This is a genomic window from Bartonella sp. HY328 (genome assembly GCF_025449335.1).
Lineage (GTDB): Bacteria > Pseudomonadota > Alphaproteobacteria > Rhizobiales > Rhizobiaceae > HY038.
In genome coordinates this window covers 1,272,869-1,288,684 of record NZ_CP104883.1, presented here as the reverse complement: position 1 = coordinate 1,288,684, position 15,816 = coordinate 1,272,869, and the positions used below count along the sequence as shown (strand labels likewise).

At 42.6% G+C, this 15,816-nt stretch carries 9 protein-coding genes; 2 read left to right on the top strand and 7 right to left on the bottom strand.

Annotated elements, in window-relative coordinates; all coding sequences use genetic code 11:
• The first annotated feature begins 29 nt into the window (after window positions 1–29).
• Window positions 30–851: a carbohydrate ABC transporter permease gene (locus tag N5852_RS05380; protein ID WP_262099395.1), complete on the top strand. Its 822-nt coding sequence runs from the start codon at window positions 30–32 to the stop codon at window positions 849–851.
• A gap of 20 nt (window positions 852–871) precedes the next feature.
• Window positions 872–2,143, top strand: coding sequence for an ABC transporter substrate-binding protein (locus N5852_RS05375; RefSeq protein WP_262099394.1), 1,272 nt, complete (start codon window positions 872–874; stop codon window positions 2,141–2,143).
• Window positions 2,144–2,543: 400 nt separating this feature from the next.
• Here N5852_RS05375 and N5852_RS05370 read toward each other — a convergent pair whose 3' ends face one another.
• From N5852_RS05370 to N5852_RS05345, 7 genes are all read right to left on the bottom strand, one after another.
• The gene (locus N5852_RS05370; RefSeq protein ID WP_262099393.1) at window positions 2,544–4,805 is read right to left on the bottom strand and encodes a leucine-rich repeat domain-containing protein; all 2,262 of its coding nucleotides are present in this window, start codon (window positions 4,803–4,805) and stop codon (window positions 2,544–2,546) included.
• A gap of 359 nt (window positions 4,806–5,164) precedes the next feature.
• Complete coding sequence (locus tag N5852_RS05365) at window positions 5,165–5,548, bottom strand: hypothetical protein (RefSeq protein WP_262099392.1); 384 nt, start codon at window positions 5,546–5,548, stop codon at window positions 5,165–5,167.
• 58 nt (window positions 5,549–5,606) lie between these two features.
• Window positions 5,607–7,085: a helicase HerA-like domain-containing protein gene (locus N5852_RS05360; protein ID WP_262099391.1), complete on the bottom strand. Its 1,479-nt coding sequence runs from the start codon at window positions 7,083–7,085 to the stop codon at window positions 5,607–5,609.
• Between the two features lie 173 nt (window positions 7,086–7,258).
• On the bottom strand, window positions 7,259–10,687 hold the full coding sequence (locus tag N5852_RS05355) for an autotransporter family protein (protein ID WP_262099390.1): 3,429 nt from the start codon (window positions 10,685–10,687) through the stop codon (window positions 7,259–7,261).
• Between the two features lie 316 nt (window positions 10,688–11,003).
• Entirely contained in the window at window positions 11,004–11,336 is a 333-nt protein-coding gene (locus N5852_RS14720) for a YrdB family protein (RefSeq protein WP_410004250.1), read from the bottom strand.
• Window positions 11,337–11,667: 331 nt separating this feature from the next.
• A complete protein-coding gene (locus N5852_RS05350) occupies window positions 11,668–13,536 on the bottom strand; it encodes a UvrD-helicase domain-containing protein (protein ID WP_262099389.1) in 1,869 nt (622 codons plus the stop codon).
• Window positions 13,536–15,524 (bottom strand): ATP-dependent nuclease, encoded by a 1,989-nt coding sequence (locus tag N5852_RS05345; protein WP_262099388.1) that lies wholly within the window; start codon window positions 15,522–15,524, stop codon window positions 13,536–13,538. The genes N5852_RS05350 and N5852_RS05345 overlap by 1 nt, the downstream gene beginning before the upstream one ends.
• Window positions 15,525–15,816: the final 292 nt, after the last annotated feature.

Here is a 15,816-nt window from a genome sequence, read left to right as displayed (position 1 = left end):
TTTTTCTCCTTTCGACTTTAGGTAAAATAATGTCAATTTTTCGCATCTTTCGTAATGGTTTTCTGGCTCTTGGCACATTTATTTTTCTATTGCCTTATATTTGGATGTTGAGCACAGCCGCAAAGCCACAAGACGAAATATTTACTTCTACTCTGTCGCTTATCCCGAAAAATTGGGCATTATTAGATAATATTGGCAAGGCCTTAACGCGCGTTCCTATGGCACAAATAATGCTAAATGGTGTTTTTATTTGCTTGCTTATTTTGGTTGTACAAGTGGTGGTGGCTATTCCTTGTGCTTATGCCATGGCTAAACTTAAATTTCGCGGTGCACGTTTTATGATCGCACTGGTTATGCTGGGATTATTAGTGCCTATTCACGCCACTGCCCTGCCCCTTTATGTCGCTTTTAGCAATTTAAGTATTTTAAATAGCTATACAGCAATGGGGCTACCGTTCTTCATTTCTGTATTTGGCATTTTTCTTTTTACGCAATTTTTTAAAGCTCTACCCGACGACCTTTTACACGCCGCGCGACTTGATGGCATGTCAGAACTTGGCATCATCGCGCGGGTTGTTGTCCCTAATGCTTGGCCTGCAATAACTGCATTTTCAATCTTTTCTGTTGTTGCTCATTGGAATGACCTATTTTGGCCATTAATCGTTATAACCGACATGAATAAAGCAACACCTCCATTGGGCTTACTTTATTTTCGCGCCGCTGAATCGGGCAGCGATTACGGTGTCTTGATGGCAGCAACATTAATCATCACCCTTCCCCTTGTTCTTGCATTCCTTTTTGCGCAACGCCGCTTCATTGAGGGAATAACCCTAACCGGCCTTAAAGGTTAAAACCATAACGGAGAGTACTTATGAAAAAAGTCTTAAAATCCATATGTGCCGCGATCGGCATATCGGTTGCACTTAGCGGTGCTGCTTTTTCGCAAACGACGTTAAAAGTCCATTATCCTATGCCGGGCTTTTTTAAAGACGTGATGGCAAAAATCTCACAAAAATATATGGAAGAAAATCCAAATGTTGTGATTAGCTTTGTTAATCCGTCCGATAATTATGAGCAAGGCATCCAGACGATTTTGCGCCAAGCTAATACGGCTGAACAACCAGATGTAACCTTTGTTGCCCTTAACCGTTTAAGAATGCTAAGTGAGCGCAATGTTGGCGTTGACCTTACCCCCTATTTAAACGCCGAAAAAGATACGCTTGCCAAACAAGGCTTTAGCGAAAACATCCTTAATCTTGCAAAAATTGGCGACAAGCAAGTAGGTCTTGCTTTTGCAACGTCTAACCCAATTATGTATTATAATGCAGATCTTTTCCGCGCGGTTGGTGAGAACCCCGACAATCCACCGCAAAACTGGGATGACGTCATTCGTATTGGCGCAAAAATTAAAGCCCTTGGCAATGGTGTATCTAGCATCAACTTACGCTGGCAGGGTGATGATTGGATGTATTCCGCCCTGTTATTTGGTGCTGGCGGCACCATGCTATCACAAGACGAAAAGACGGTTGCCTTTAATGGTCCAGAAGGCACAGCAGCCTTTCACCTTATTGAGCGCTTGGTAAAAGAAGGCGGCATGCCAGAATTTACCGCAGACGCAGGATTGCAAGCTTTTGCCGCAGGTAAAGTTGGCTTTCAGTTTTACAGCAGCGCCGCATTACGCAACACAATCAATAGCGTTGGTGACAAGTTTGAATTAAGAACCGCAAAAATACCAGTTCTTAACCCTGAAAAAGCCAAACTGCCAACTGGTGGTAATGCGATTATCATTTTAACAACTGATCCTGAAAAGCAAAAAGCTGCTTGGGAATTTGCTAAATTTGCCGCAGGTCCTTATGGTGCCTCAGTCGTTGTTCCAGGAACTGGCTATGTGCCCAATAATGAACTTGCAGCCACATCACCTGAATATCTTGGCACATTTTATGAAGAAAATCCGCTTTTCAAGCCTTCACTTGAACAAATGCCATTAATGACACCGTGGTATGCATTCCCTGGCAGCAATGGCGTGCGCATAACTCAAGCCATTGTTGATAATATTGCCCGCATCGTTGGTGGCACGGCTGATGCTGACACAGCCCGCGATGATGCCGCAGCGGAAGTACAAAAGCTATTGCCGCGCCGTTAAAATTATCGCCAGAATGTAAAAAACCATGCAAATATTTAAACTATTTGCATGTTTTTTTTGGACCATTATGCAATTAAACCGGTTTTTGGTTGACGCTCTAAAGCAGCCTTTAATTCTTGCAATACTTTAGGATGTTTTGCAATTTACACCAAGCAAAACCCTTTCACATATGAAATTGCCACCTTTTAAGGATTTATAAAATATCTTGACACCGACATCAAATTTTGAATAGTTTTTACAAAAAATAGCAAATTCCTACAAACCAGTTTACTATTAGCACCTCACATGCAAACGGCTATTTATTAGAATAAGATGGCTGCAAGACCTGAAAATGGTAACACTTCAACCCAAGGATTTTGAGTTGAAGTGCCCAAGCATCTAATGATTAATTAATCATCTTTTAAAAACGACCACTATACATCCCTTTATCTTGCCAATAATCATCAGAAATCGGTTTTTCTAAACTTTCAAAGGCCCCAAAAAAACGTAATGAAGCAGGTTTATTTGTACTTTCTCCAACCATAAGAAAAATTATTTTATTGCTAAAACCCGAAAAATTTAAGATAGCAATATTCTGAAGATCCAACCTATGCAATGTTTCAACCTTATCAAGAATGGATAATTTTTGAAATTTTGTATTATTTAAATTTAAACTTTCCAAATTGCTTAAGCTACTTAAAATATCAAAATTTTCTATTGGTGTTGATGCAAGATCAAGCCCAATGAGATCTCTATGATCCTCAAGCGCTGCAATGTCTTTTAATGGAGTGTTTTGCAAAGAAAGAACTTCAAGCCCTTCAAAGTTTTTAATCATATTTAAATTATCAAAATTACTATTATCCAGCATTAAAAGTTTAAGCTTTGGCTGCTTATCAAAAACACTATTTTGGACAAATTTTGCATTTGTAAGGTTAAGAAAAACCAATTGCGGGAATGATGGAAGATCGGAAGCATTTACATTTTGAAAATTTATCAATTGTAGTTTTTGTAAATTTTTAAATTGCGCTAATTTTGCAATGTCATCTCGATTAAGGGCATATTCAACAGAAATAGCAAGATCTTTATGGGTTTGATCTTCGCATAATTTTTGTGTTTCTTTATCCAAAGTTGCTGGCTTATAGCAAATGGTAAGACCATATATATCGGGCCAGATCTCTTCACCTAAAAATTCAACTTGTTTTTCACCACGCAATTTCCGAACAAGATTTTCAATTTGGGTTTCATTAAACAAATAAGTACCTTTTGCAAGTTTCCATTTATTAAAAAGATCCTTGGCATCCACTCGATTATCGCTCGGTCCTTCACCAAGTAATAATTTGGATACTTCATTTGGAAGTTTTAGAAATATTTCTTCATTAAGCCCACGTATATCTAACTCACGAACGCTAGATAGCATAGAAAGATCTTTTATTTTTGTGTTGGATAAAAGAAGTTGGTAAATGTATTTTTTTTGAGCAAAAGGTGAAAGATCAGAAATATCCGTGCCGCGTAAATCAATTGTTCGCAACGAGGAATTATTTTTAAGAGGCTCAATATTCTGTATTTTCGTTTCATTAAGATAAATCTCTTGCAAATTTTCCAGTCCGCGAATTAGTTCAAGGTCAGAAATTGATGCACCAGTTAAAATAAGCGAATTTAGCGAATTTAGCTTAGAAAGTGGGCTGTAATCGGCAGCTTTACTATCGGTTAAATTAAGTTTTGACAAATTTTCTATGGACGTTAAAAATTTTAGGTCAGTAATATTGCTATTGGCAAGATTTAAATCTTTAAGCTCGGTAATATTAGCAATGATTGCTGAGCTATTATCATCAAGGATAAGACCGGCAAGCGATAAAGTTTTAAGCGTTTTTAAGTTTTTTAATGGCTCTATATTTTTAACATCTGAATTATCGAGCAAAAGCTCATTAATATTTTTCAAATCTTCTAAAAACGATAAATCTGAAATATTACTATTCGATAGGTCTAAGGTGTTAAGCTTTTTTAACGATGCCAGAAATTTTAAACTATCTCTATCAAATATTAAACCGTTTAATTTTAGAGTTTCAAGGTTGGGTAAGCGTTCAAATGCGCTAAAATCAGTCACCTTGCTATTAGAAATATTAAGCTTAACAAGGCTATCAAGATTTTCTAATAGAGAAAGATCTGAAAAATTACTATTGGATAAAGTTAAATATTTAAGTTTAGTCAATTTAGATAAAAAGCTATAATCTTTTAATTGAGCGTTGTTAATGGAAAGGAATTGTAAATTAGTTAATTGTTCAAAACCAGTAATTTCTGTGCTATTTACATTATCTAAATATAGATTTTTTAGTTTCGGCGCGTTTTTTAAAGGCGAAATATCTGTAAAAGTAGCTCTATCAAAATCTATTTGATAAAGGTCCGGCAAAACTGGAAAGCCGGCGAGTGAATTTAATCCCTCGCCATGAATACAAAAACACGAAACATGTTTTAATTTACCAAGGTTTTGCCAATCTTGCTGCGTATAGCCGTTGGCTGGTGGGGTTAAACAAAATGCATCTTGATCGACACGTAGGCGCTGCTTGCCAATTTGCACTATCGTTGGCTCATCAACCTCTTGCACGATCACTTCGCTTAAGGCAAAGCTTGGCATTAAGAACAGAGCAACTAAAATGAATAACTTTTCTTTGATAAAATTTAACATTGGCCCACCGCTATTTGCATTGTTTTACAAGTATCAGAATTACGATCGGTACGATCGATTTGTGATGCAGAAATTCAGAAAATAAATGATCTTAAAAGACACAAGCTGCTAATAATTTGTTCAATCGACAGATTATATTAATCTATTGATAAAAATTTGTGACTTTTTAATGGAGTTTTACTAAAACTATTGTTTCGTGGTGCTTTTTATAGGCTTTACACAAATTATTATTATTGTTCTAATCAAATAAACAATATCAAGACTTAAGTTATATCGCTTTTTTGTTTTTGCCTTTACAAATACTTTTAAAGCAAAAAAAAACGGGCTTAAAACGCCCGTTTTATTAAAACCACAGAGCTTTACTCACCATGCGAGCCTGGGCCATCATAAATTTCAATATTAGCGTCATCAAGGGTTACTTCATCGCTGTCGCAGGTTTTCATTATCCAACTAACCAATTGATTTTTAGCGCTGTTTAAAACCGCAAAATCCTTTTCCTCAACAATATGAGCACCTAGGCAGCGCATGACTTGATCTTCTGAAACAAGGCGTTGTTCTTGTATCATTGCAATAGCATTTGCAATATGCTCATCACATTCGCTGCCTTCACAGCCTGTTTTTTCAACTGCAATTTCAACAAATTGATCATAAGCAAGGGAATAGAGGTATTTGTCGCCACCCCACAAGGCAGCACCTATAAAAACAACAATGCCAAGTGGTATTAAAAACCATTTTTTCTTCATGCTTACCACCTTTTATTTTTAAATCTCACGGAACCTTATCAATTACATTTACGACATATCATTTTAAAAAACGCTTCAAATATTGTGTTGCAACACGCACAATCGTGCGGCCAAGTGCATTAGCTGCAGATCGCGTTGCCGACTTAATAGCAGCCTCGCCGACACTTTGACGATTGCTTGCGCGCGGTTCCCGCTGTGTTTGGCGCGATTGTTGTTGCGGTTGCTGTTCGCTAGCTTGCATCATTTGATCCAATCTGCGCCTTGTTGTTTCATCATGTATTTCCTGATCATATTGCCCATAGACTGGACTTTGAGCGATTAAATTTTGCCGTTCTTGGAGGCTTATTGGCCCAATTTGCGAAACAGGAGGACGCATTACAACACGCTCCACCATAGAAGGAACACCTTTTTCTTCCAAGGTCGAAACAAGCGCCTCACCGGTTGCAAGATTGGAAATGACGTTAAACGTGTCAAAGCGCGGATTGGGTCTAAAAGATTGCGCCGCTATTTTTACCGCTTTCATTTCATTAGGCGTATAAGCGCGCAGCGCATGTTGGATGCGATTGCCAAGTTGAGCCAAAACACTTTCAGGAATATCTGCCGGACTTTGTGAGATGAAATAAATGCCAACGCCCTTGGAACGAATAAGCCGCACAACTTGCTCAATGCGATCAACCAGCGCTTTAGGTGCATTATCAAACAGCAAATGCGCCTCATCAAAGAAAAATACAAGGCGTGGCTTTTCCGGATCGCCGATTTCTGGCAATTTTTTAAATAATTCCGACATCAACCAAAGCAGAAATGTTGAATAAAGACGCGGATTATTCATCAGCTTTTCAGCTGCCAATACATTGACAAAGCCACGTCCATCAATTTGACTACGCATGATATCCACAAGACGCAAAGCAGGTTCGCCAAAAAACATCTCGCCGCCTTGGGTTTCAAGAACTAGTAATTCGCGTTGAATTGCACCTAGGGACGCCTTGGAAACATTGCCATAACGCGCAGAAACGTCTTTACTTTCCTGCGACAGATAATTTAGCATTGTCCGCAAATCACTCAAATCTTTTAAAACAAGCCCCTCATCATCAGCAATTTTAAAAGCAATATTAAGTGCGCCTTCTTGTGCAGCAGTGAGATTGAGCAAGCGCGATAATAATAGCGCACCCATTTCACTAATTGTGGCGCGGATAGGGTGGCCCAACTCACCAAATATGTCCCAAAACACAACAGGGCTTGCTTGCATAACTAAGTCGTCAAGACCGACATCGTTAGCGCGCTGCAGAATTTTTTCAGATTTTATGCCAGCTTTTGCAATACCCGATAGATCACCTTTCACATCGGCACAAAAAACCGGTACGCCTTGCGCCGAAAATGATTCAGCCAATACTTGCAACGTAACGGTTTTACCGGTTCCTGTTGCACCCGTCACAAGACCATGGCGATTGGCATATTTTAGCCAAAGATATTCACCATTTTTTTGGTTTTGATCAGCGCCATCATAGGCACCAAGAAAAATTTTGCCCTGCTCTACCATATTCATACTCCTGAATCGGGTAAGCAATAACACAAATTGGCTTAAATGAACCTAACAAAATGCAAACAAACATATCACAAAGTTGATTATTTAACCATACGGCTCAATGAAAACCTTGTTTAGAACATTGATTTTATTATAAAAATAAAAAATCATTACATTTAGCCAAAAATTTAAAATTTGGCATTACCCTGTAAATAAAATTGATGACCAATAAACTTGCGTGCCGCCATTAGATCATAACCACCCGCAACCGATATCATATTATTCACTTTGACCTTTGCATTAACACCAATATTAGCTGATGAACGACCTGTTTTTTCTCCTTCACTGATAAAGCTCATATCGCTTGCATCGATGAAACTTGAACGCAATCCAACTTTATTATCCAAAACTTCATAGCGGTAAAGCCCATATGCATTGAGCTCAATATTGCCGTTGGCTAGAACCATAATATCCCCCCCGATATGAGGCCGCAACGAATTAACATTTTTTGCATCAACACTAAGCGGGATTGCGCCGCCGTGCTCTTTATAATTACCAAGATGCACAAGACTATAATTTAAACCAACTTTGGGTTGCAGGCGCGCATTTGCACCAATATCATAACTAAGCATCATTTGCGTCGTCAAACTGGCACTATTAACATCAATATCAGCCTGATTTCGCCCACCTAAGGTATCACTGCGATTTTGATCATATTGGCTATGACCATAAGCACCGATCAGGCTAAAACGTGGCGCAAAATTGTCTGTCAAAGTAATATTATCGGTTTGAAGTCCAGCAGTTAATAAAAAGCTATTACTCTTTGCCCTATAGCCCTCTGCTCCAGATAAATCACCATGAAGATAACCAGCACTTACCCCAAAAGTCATAGTCTCAAGACGGCTGGTGACACCTGCAGATATACCACCATAATTTACATCAAGCTTAGAATGAGATGTATCTTGGGCACGATATCTATCTGACGCACCCATTGGTCTTGCCCAATAGGTTAATTGAGATGGGGCATTTTTATCATTTCCATTCACCAACCGGCCATGCGTTTGCGGTATCGCTTCTAAAAATGGTGTTGAATCTTGTGATGGTGATGCTTGCGGTTCAACATAGGCCAAAGGAGTTTGCAAAACTGGTACTTCTGTTTGCTGTGCAGCTTTATCAAGTTCGCTTTGTAAGCCTAAAGTCATCCGGTCATGCATGGCCATAGTTAGGCTTGGTAGCCGTGTCGTATCGTGGGCAGTTAAACCACGCGCACGCTGCTCCAACTCCGCATTGTTGCGGCTATTATATAATTTATCGAATGCACGATTTAAATTTGTATGCGAAGCCTTGTCACTATCAAGCCGCAAAATATTTTCTAGTGAAAGACTAGCATTTTTATTAGCGCCAGATAATAAATGTGAAGGTAAAAGCAAATCTCCGCCCGTATCATTGGATCCATTTGAACCATTATCTGTTGGTTGATTATTATTTACCGAACTATTACCGTTATTATTGCTGCTTGGATTATTCCCAGCCTCTGTATTGCCAGTGGTTGAACCACTGCTTTCAGTTCCACCGCCGCTATTACCACTGGTTGAACCACCGCTCTCGCTTCCACTACTGCCATTGCTACCGGTTGAACCGCCGCTCTCGCTTCCACCACTGCTATTCCCACCGGTTGAACCACCGCTCCCGCTTCCACTACTGCCATTGCCACCTGTTGAACCACCGCTCCCGCTTCCACTACTGCCATTGCCACCTGTTGAACCACCGCTCCCGCTTCCACTGCCGGTATCACCACCGGTTGAACCGCCGCCCTCGCTACTGCCATTACCAGCACCATTATCTCCGGTGCTTTTTGGTGTCATCACCAAGCGATAATCTTGACTGCTTTCACTCAATACAAGCTGATAATTATAAAACAAGGTTTCGCCAGCCATATCTTCTGGCGCCGCATCAAATTGTCCTGCAATTGGAGTGTTTCTACTTTCTAAAAAAGGAGTCTCAATTGCAGAAGTAGCAGCACTTCGCCCCATTCCAAAATTTGAAGATAAAACTGTAGCCGTATTAGCAAAGCCAAGCTGAAGCTTAGACCCTTCTTCAATGGTGACATTGCCAAAGCTCATTAAGCCAGATTTTTGCTTTGCAGCATCAAGGTCAATAATAGTTTCAACAACTGCATCTTTGCCAAAAAAAGCCGAACTATTATCATCACCATAAATAGCCCAACCTTGCGTAGCTGTTGAATTTTGTCGCAAATAAAGATTACCAGCCTGCATATTAAACTGACCAGAACCTATATCTATTGCCTTACCATTATCACTAGCAAGAAGGTCAAGGCTACCACCGTTTACGTCAACCCTATTACTTTTGAGACCAATACTATTTTCACCACTAGCGATAATTTTAACGCTACCATCATTAAGCGTAAAGCCAGCCGTTGATTCATCACTATTGGCTATTTCAATGCCAGTACCAGCTTCACTCGCATCAATGGTAAGACTACCCTTATTGAGGTTAACGCCGCCGCGCTCAAGATAAAAGCCCTTACCGCGTGTTTTGGCAAGAATAGCTATATCACCGCCATTTTGCGTAAAGGCATCACCTGAATTGTTGATGGTGTCATTTGAAGTTAAAACACTTTTTAAGCCAATGGCATTTCTTTGGGCTGTAACCCGCATTTGGCTATCATCGCCGGATAAAACATAACCGGCATCCTGTTGTAAAACAACGCCTGTAGTATCATTCCCATCTGCGGAAATTATATTGCTACCGGCACTTTGCGAAAACCGGTCGCTAACTGCAATACCAGTTGATTGAGAAGCACTTTGCGGATTTCGGGCAGTGATATTAAGGCTTCCACCACTCAAAATATAATCGGACCCGCTAAGACCAATACCGCCTCTATTAAAAATACTAAGACGCCCACCTGATTGACGCACGCTGCCTTGCCAGCCAACTGGCAGCTCATTTTTCGTGCTTTGCGCGGCGTTGGTCTCAATCGTTACCGCCCCGTTTTGCAAGGTTAAATCACCTTTAACCGCAGTGCCAGCTTTAGCAAAAGCACTAAAGCTGCCCGTTAGCATATCAATAACAACATTATTAGCTTTCAAGCCAATTTGTCCATTGACCTGCGAAGAAATTTGACTGTTTCCGCCCTGTTGTAAAAATCGGCCAACTTCAAAAGAAAGCCCAGGCCCTGCTTCAACTGCTAAAGCACCATTTTCGATTATAAATTGATTAACCTTTAAACTATCGCTGCGGCCATTATTATTTTGTCCCTGCAACTGTAATGTAATATCAGAGTGATTTATGGTTAGCCTATTGAGGATAGGATAGCTTGTGTTTTCATCGTTATTATAAAGAATATAAACTGTATTGGCTTCATTTGGAGTTTTTAATAAATACCCACCCGTGCCTTCAAGGTAGTTTGATAAATTGCTTGGTGCAATATAAATCTCATTCACATCAGCAGCAAAAGCACGATTATACCCACTATCCATAATAGCCAAAGAAGCTATACCAGTTGCTACAAGCGCAAGCATGGCAGAACTTGAATAAGCTTTGCGCTGAAAAGTACTCAAAACTCCATAGATAGACAAATCATGATTAAATGCCATAAATCCCTCCTTCAACTTGTGGTTGAAGCATAGGCATAGTAACGCCCCACAATATAAAAGCATAAGAAACAAAACCTAGCTTATACTGGACATAAGATAGCAAATATCAAAAGTTAATACTATCTTAATTTGAAGAACATTCAATGAACAAAACTATATATATCTTATTTTTTCACAAAATTATAAATAATACTAAATATTAAATAACACAAATACATAAAACACCACAACTTAAGATTGATTTACATTTTAATAATAAATATAAATAATAATTTATAATAAAATAAATTTCCCTTTAATTATATTTACAAAGATTTTAAAATTGAATACAATTTACAATAAACGAATTTATGATCACAAAAATAGCAAGCAATACCGCATAATATTCAAAACCGCTGAAATAAATGAGAGTCAAACCAATTAAGAAAACTACCGTTTCGGCTATAAATCGCGGTAAAAAGGCTAAGCGGTTGGGCGATTTTGGCGCTATATAAGTTGCCCAAAAAACAATAATCATTATTGGCAAAATCAAGCCAATACCCAATATAAAAATGGCGTGATCAAATCGGCTAAAGCCGCAATAGCATAGAGACGTAATTATTAAAAACTCTAATAAAAACCTTAGACTATCATTTACAAGTTTAACCAAATTCAAATTAATATCTTTCAAATAATTAAAAAAAGCGCTGCCATTTATTTAATTGCAATTGTCCCACGTAAGGATGCAATTATTCCCACTCAATTATTGATTTATTTGTAACCCTTTTTTTAAAATGGCAAAAACAAATTTTCTTAGATTTTTTTGTCTATTTATAGACCATGGAATTATTATCTAGCTGTTTTCATAATTTAAATTGCGTAAAAAAAATTAAATAGGTGATGTCTGTGCCCCATCCCGATATTGTCATTTAAAATATCATACAACCAATTGGCATAAACCATCTGCGAATTTAATTTATGGCTCTCGGCACCTGCCATTCTTACTTATCGGAAGTGAGGATATCGGCTCCGTCGATCCGTTTTACACCTGCGGGCACAAGAAGCTGCTCTAGCCAGCCGATGGCATTACCCCGTTCGGAACAATAAGAGAAGAATGCCCGCTGCATAGCACGAGTAAAAGCAACAAAAAATGAATTGAGTTCTTCACCGCGATTCGGCGAGAGGCTCCACCATGTCTGATCGTCGAGCCCGAAAAAGATCATTGTGTGGAATTCTAGGCCCTTGCTCTTGTGAATCGTCATAAGTTGGACCTGTCCCTTACCTTCGAACCGATCAAGAACGTAACTCCAATCCGCAGCGCTTTCGACACATTCTTGCAAAAGGATTTGGAAGCCATTCCGCACGCGTTGGAAATCAGCGTCACGCCGATATTCGGGGTAGGCCTGACGCAGACCCTCAACTCCAACGAAATCCAATGCCTGCGCAAACAGCCTATTAGCCACTACCGGATCAGGCGGTTCCTCACGCATTGTCTGTCGAAGATTCCTCGAGAACTTTTCGATATCCCGTTGCAAGTGCTCCTGCGCGGCCTCATCTTCCGAGTGGGCGCCCATCAACGCTTGCAAACGCTCTTGCGTCGCGCTCCAAGCCTCTGGGTCGCGCGCCTTTGCTCCAAGCCGCAAGAGAGGAAGAAGTATTTCCGTAAGAGGTTCGGCTAATAAGTCCTGAATGGTGATTTCACCGACGTTCCTGGCAAGATTGCGCAGTGTTAGGCCGTATTTGCGCAGAACTGGAGCAAGATCATCTTCAACATTGTTCGCCCGCATGCGCACAAGGATTGCGAGATCGTGCGGAGCAATGCGGCCCTCATCGACTTCACTTCTAATCCATCGCGCTATCTGCTCTGCTTCCTGCTCGCAGCTGTCGAACATCCAGATAGCTGCCGTCTCTCCATCGACCTCTAACTCGCCCCGGGCTTCGACTTCCTCAACGTCTGGATCAATCTGCTGTGCGATGACATGCTGGATGGCAACTAGAGCCTGGTGCGATCTCCAATTCCGGAGAAGCGCATGGCGAACGGCATTGAAGTCGGCGGTAAACTCGTCGAACGCGTTATTCATTGCGCCCGCCCAGCCCATAATCTTTTGCTTGTCGTCTCCAACAGCGGTGAATACAGAATTGCTATCTCGAAACGCGGCATTCACTAGACTGTATTGTCCGTAGGTCGTATCTTGGAACTCGTCAAGAAAAACAAAGGGATAAGTTAGACGTAGAGCGCGCTTGATCCTTAGATTTGAGCGCAGCATGTACTCAACGAGGCGGTTGATCATCACAAATGAGACCAGCGCACCGTCCGGCATGGCGTACTGATCATCCCAGTAGGCACGAAGCAGCTCGCGCGCGCGCGGATCCTCAACTGTTTCTTCGTACGGCAGCGCCGTACTAGCAATCTCCCTTTCAAAACGGTCTGCACTGACATCTAGGCGTTCGTGAGTTCGCAGGAATAAGTCAAAATCCTGTCTTGAGGGAAACGCGATACTGTAGTCTGCCGGCGGTCGATAATCATCTGGGATCGACAAGCGGAAGTGATCCAACATCTGCTTAGTGAATGCATCGAAAGTCATCGAGTGAAACCTGCGAGCCTGGTCTGCAGGGCAGCGCTGACGAACCCGAGTTGCAAGATTTTGGGCAGCTTCGCGCTTAAAGCTGATCGCGAGGATACGCTTTGGCTCGGGACAACGACCAATCTGAAGAAGATAGGCCGCCTTTTGCGCCAAAAATTCTGTCTTGCCCGCTCCGGCGCCAGCTGTAACGCAAACGCTCCGTGCGGTTTCTCGCAAAGCCTCCCACGCTCGCGGCTCAAGGTCATCGACCCCTTGTGGTCGCCAATCTTGCGGCAAAACTGGCATTAGTCTTCACCCGGCTCAGGAAACAAAACATCTCTCACATGATCGATCAGGGCACTCAATTCCCGCGGAGCGTGGTAGACAAGGTTTTGATTTGTAATCCTGCTTAAGGCAGCGAGATGAGTTTCCGGCTTGCTACGGCTGAGGAAGAGATATGGATACCAGGCGAAGCTATCGTCCCATCGATCGTCGTCATAGATATCGGGTTTTCCATTAGTTTTAAGGACGACCTTCTTTTTTTCGGCAATCGCCTCCGCCGTTGTCCTTGGACCTCGACCGTTCGGATTTGGGTGCTGGTAGGCAGCAGGAAACGCCTGCAACATTGCGAAATCCAGGTCGATGGGATCGGAAAAGAAGACGGCTTCATGCCTGAGGGCCTGAAGCCAGTCATTATCCTGCCAATTATTGAGAACATCCTTATCGACCAAACTGTCGAGATCGTAGAGATCGATCGTGCGGTTAACGACGAGGGAATTTGTGGTCAGGTCACGTCCCACCTGCTTGAGAGCTGCGACCGTGGTTCGGATCATGTTGGCTCCGCCATGAGCGCGGCCAAGATCAAAATCCAGCAGCGTGGCGTAAGGAATGCCAAGATCGGTGAGCAGTCTCCAGAAATGAGAGACATATCGCCCCCCCAAGGGAACGACCGGAACAAATGACGGATCAAGCGGTACGCCTTTGGCTTCGGCAAGCCGGGGCACAACGATCCGCTCCGAATCCCCCTCCGCCAGGATCACGAACCGCGCAAAATAAAGTTCCGGATAAGAGCGGACCGCAAGTCGCACATATGCGCTCGCTTCGTCATCATTTTCCGGCAAAGTCAGCAGCCTCACGGAGGTGCGGCGCGTCTGTCTGTCAATTCGGAAGAAGCGGACTTCATCTGCCTCGATGCGCGAAAGAATGCTGGCGCTATGGCTTGAGATGAGCGCCTGGGCCGTGCCCATCTCGCCGATCTCCCGCGCTTGCGTCACGACCCTCGACAGGAAGAACGGTGAGAGGTTGTTTTCGGGCTCTTCAATCGCGAGAAGGGTCAGATGAGTACGCCTTAGCTTTTCCTGATCGAACGGGCTCTCCGCCGCAGCGAGGGCAAGCGCAGCCTGCTCAGTTTCTAGCGTCGCAGCAGTCAGAGCGATGTGGAAAAGCGAGCGCTGACCGTCGCTGAGATCGGCAAGGTTTCTATTTCGACCGGCCTCGTCAGGATGGAATACGAACTCCGCGCGCCGCACCAGTTCTTCGATCCCGCTATCGATCAGCCGAAGATTGGGGGTAGTGTCCGTGTCGCCTTCGTAAACCTGCTGCCACCTATGCGTCAGACGTTCGATGATAAAGTTTGCAGGAGCCTCTTGGTCGAACTGGTTCTGGATAAGTTCAGCCCCTTCCGTAGCACGTGCGCCAAGATCAGCCGACCAGAGCGCCGCTCGCCACAAACGGCCCTTCAGAAGCTCGGTGACACGGTCAGCGGCGTTGCGAAGGGCTGGAACATAGATGACCTGAATACTCGCGCGATCCACAGCTGAGACCCTCGGACAGTTCTCCCATACAAATTCCTTGTCAAGCGTTGTGATCCACCTGATGTCTTCTTCAACGGTGCCGTCCGACGTTCCGTCTTCGATCCATCTGGCGACAAGTCGGATGCGCGCCTTCAACGGTTCATCGGGACCCGAGGCAGCCATGTGATTGAAAAAGTCAGGGACGGCATTGACGTCTTCGTCCTCTTCTTTGTCTAGCTCCGGGAAGCCCAGTAGGCATTCGATCTCCAATGCCTGCCCATTTGGCAATGCCTCTTCGTCATGAGCGATATGAAAGTCTTTCTTGGTGACGGTCCTGTCCGTCCTCGTCACACCAAAAATCCGAGACAGTGCTTGGAACAGCGCCGTCTTGCCCGAACCATTTCCTCCGACGAAGGCCGTTACCTGCTCCTGCAAACGTACCTCTATCCACTCAGGACCGAAGCAGCGAAAATTACGTACCGCTATAGTTTCGATCTTCATGAAAGTACCCCACTATAAAAGACTCCACGCTTGCTCAAGAACGGTTGAAGAAATGTCAAACAATAAAACTCTTCATTGGCAAGTCCGATATTATACAACTCCTGTATATTGGTGTCAATGCGACGGTTTTGTGAACGGCCACCTCTCGCTCCGACCGATACCTGGTCAGGGTTAGCCCTATTCTTAAGGACCGCGCGCTGAACACTTTTCGGCAACCAGTTCTCCAGAAACTCGACCTGATTTATTCCATCGGACATAAGCATATCCTTAAGCACGAGCTTAAGCCTTTCTA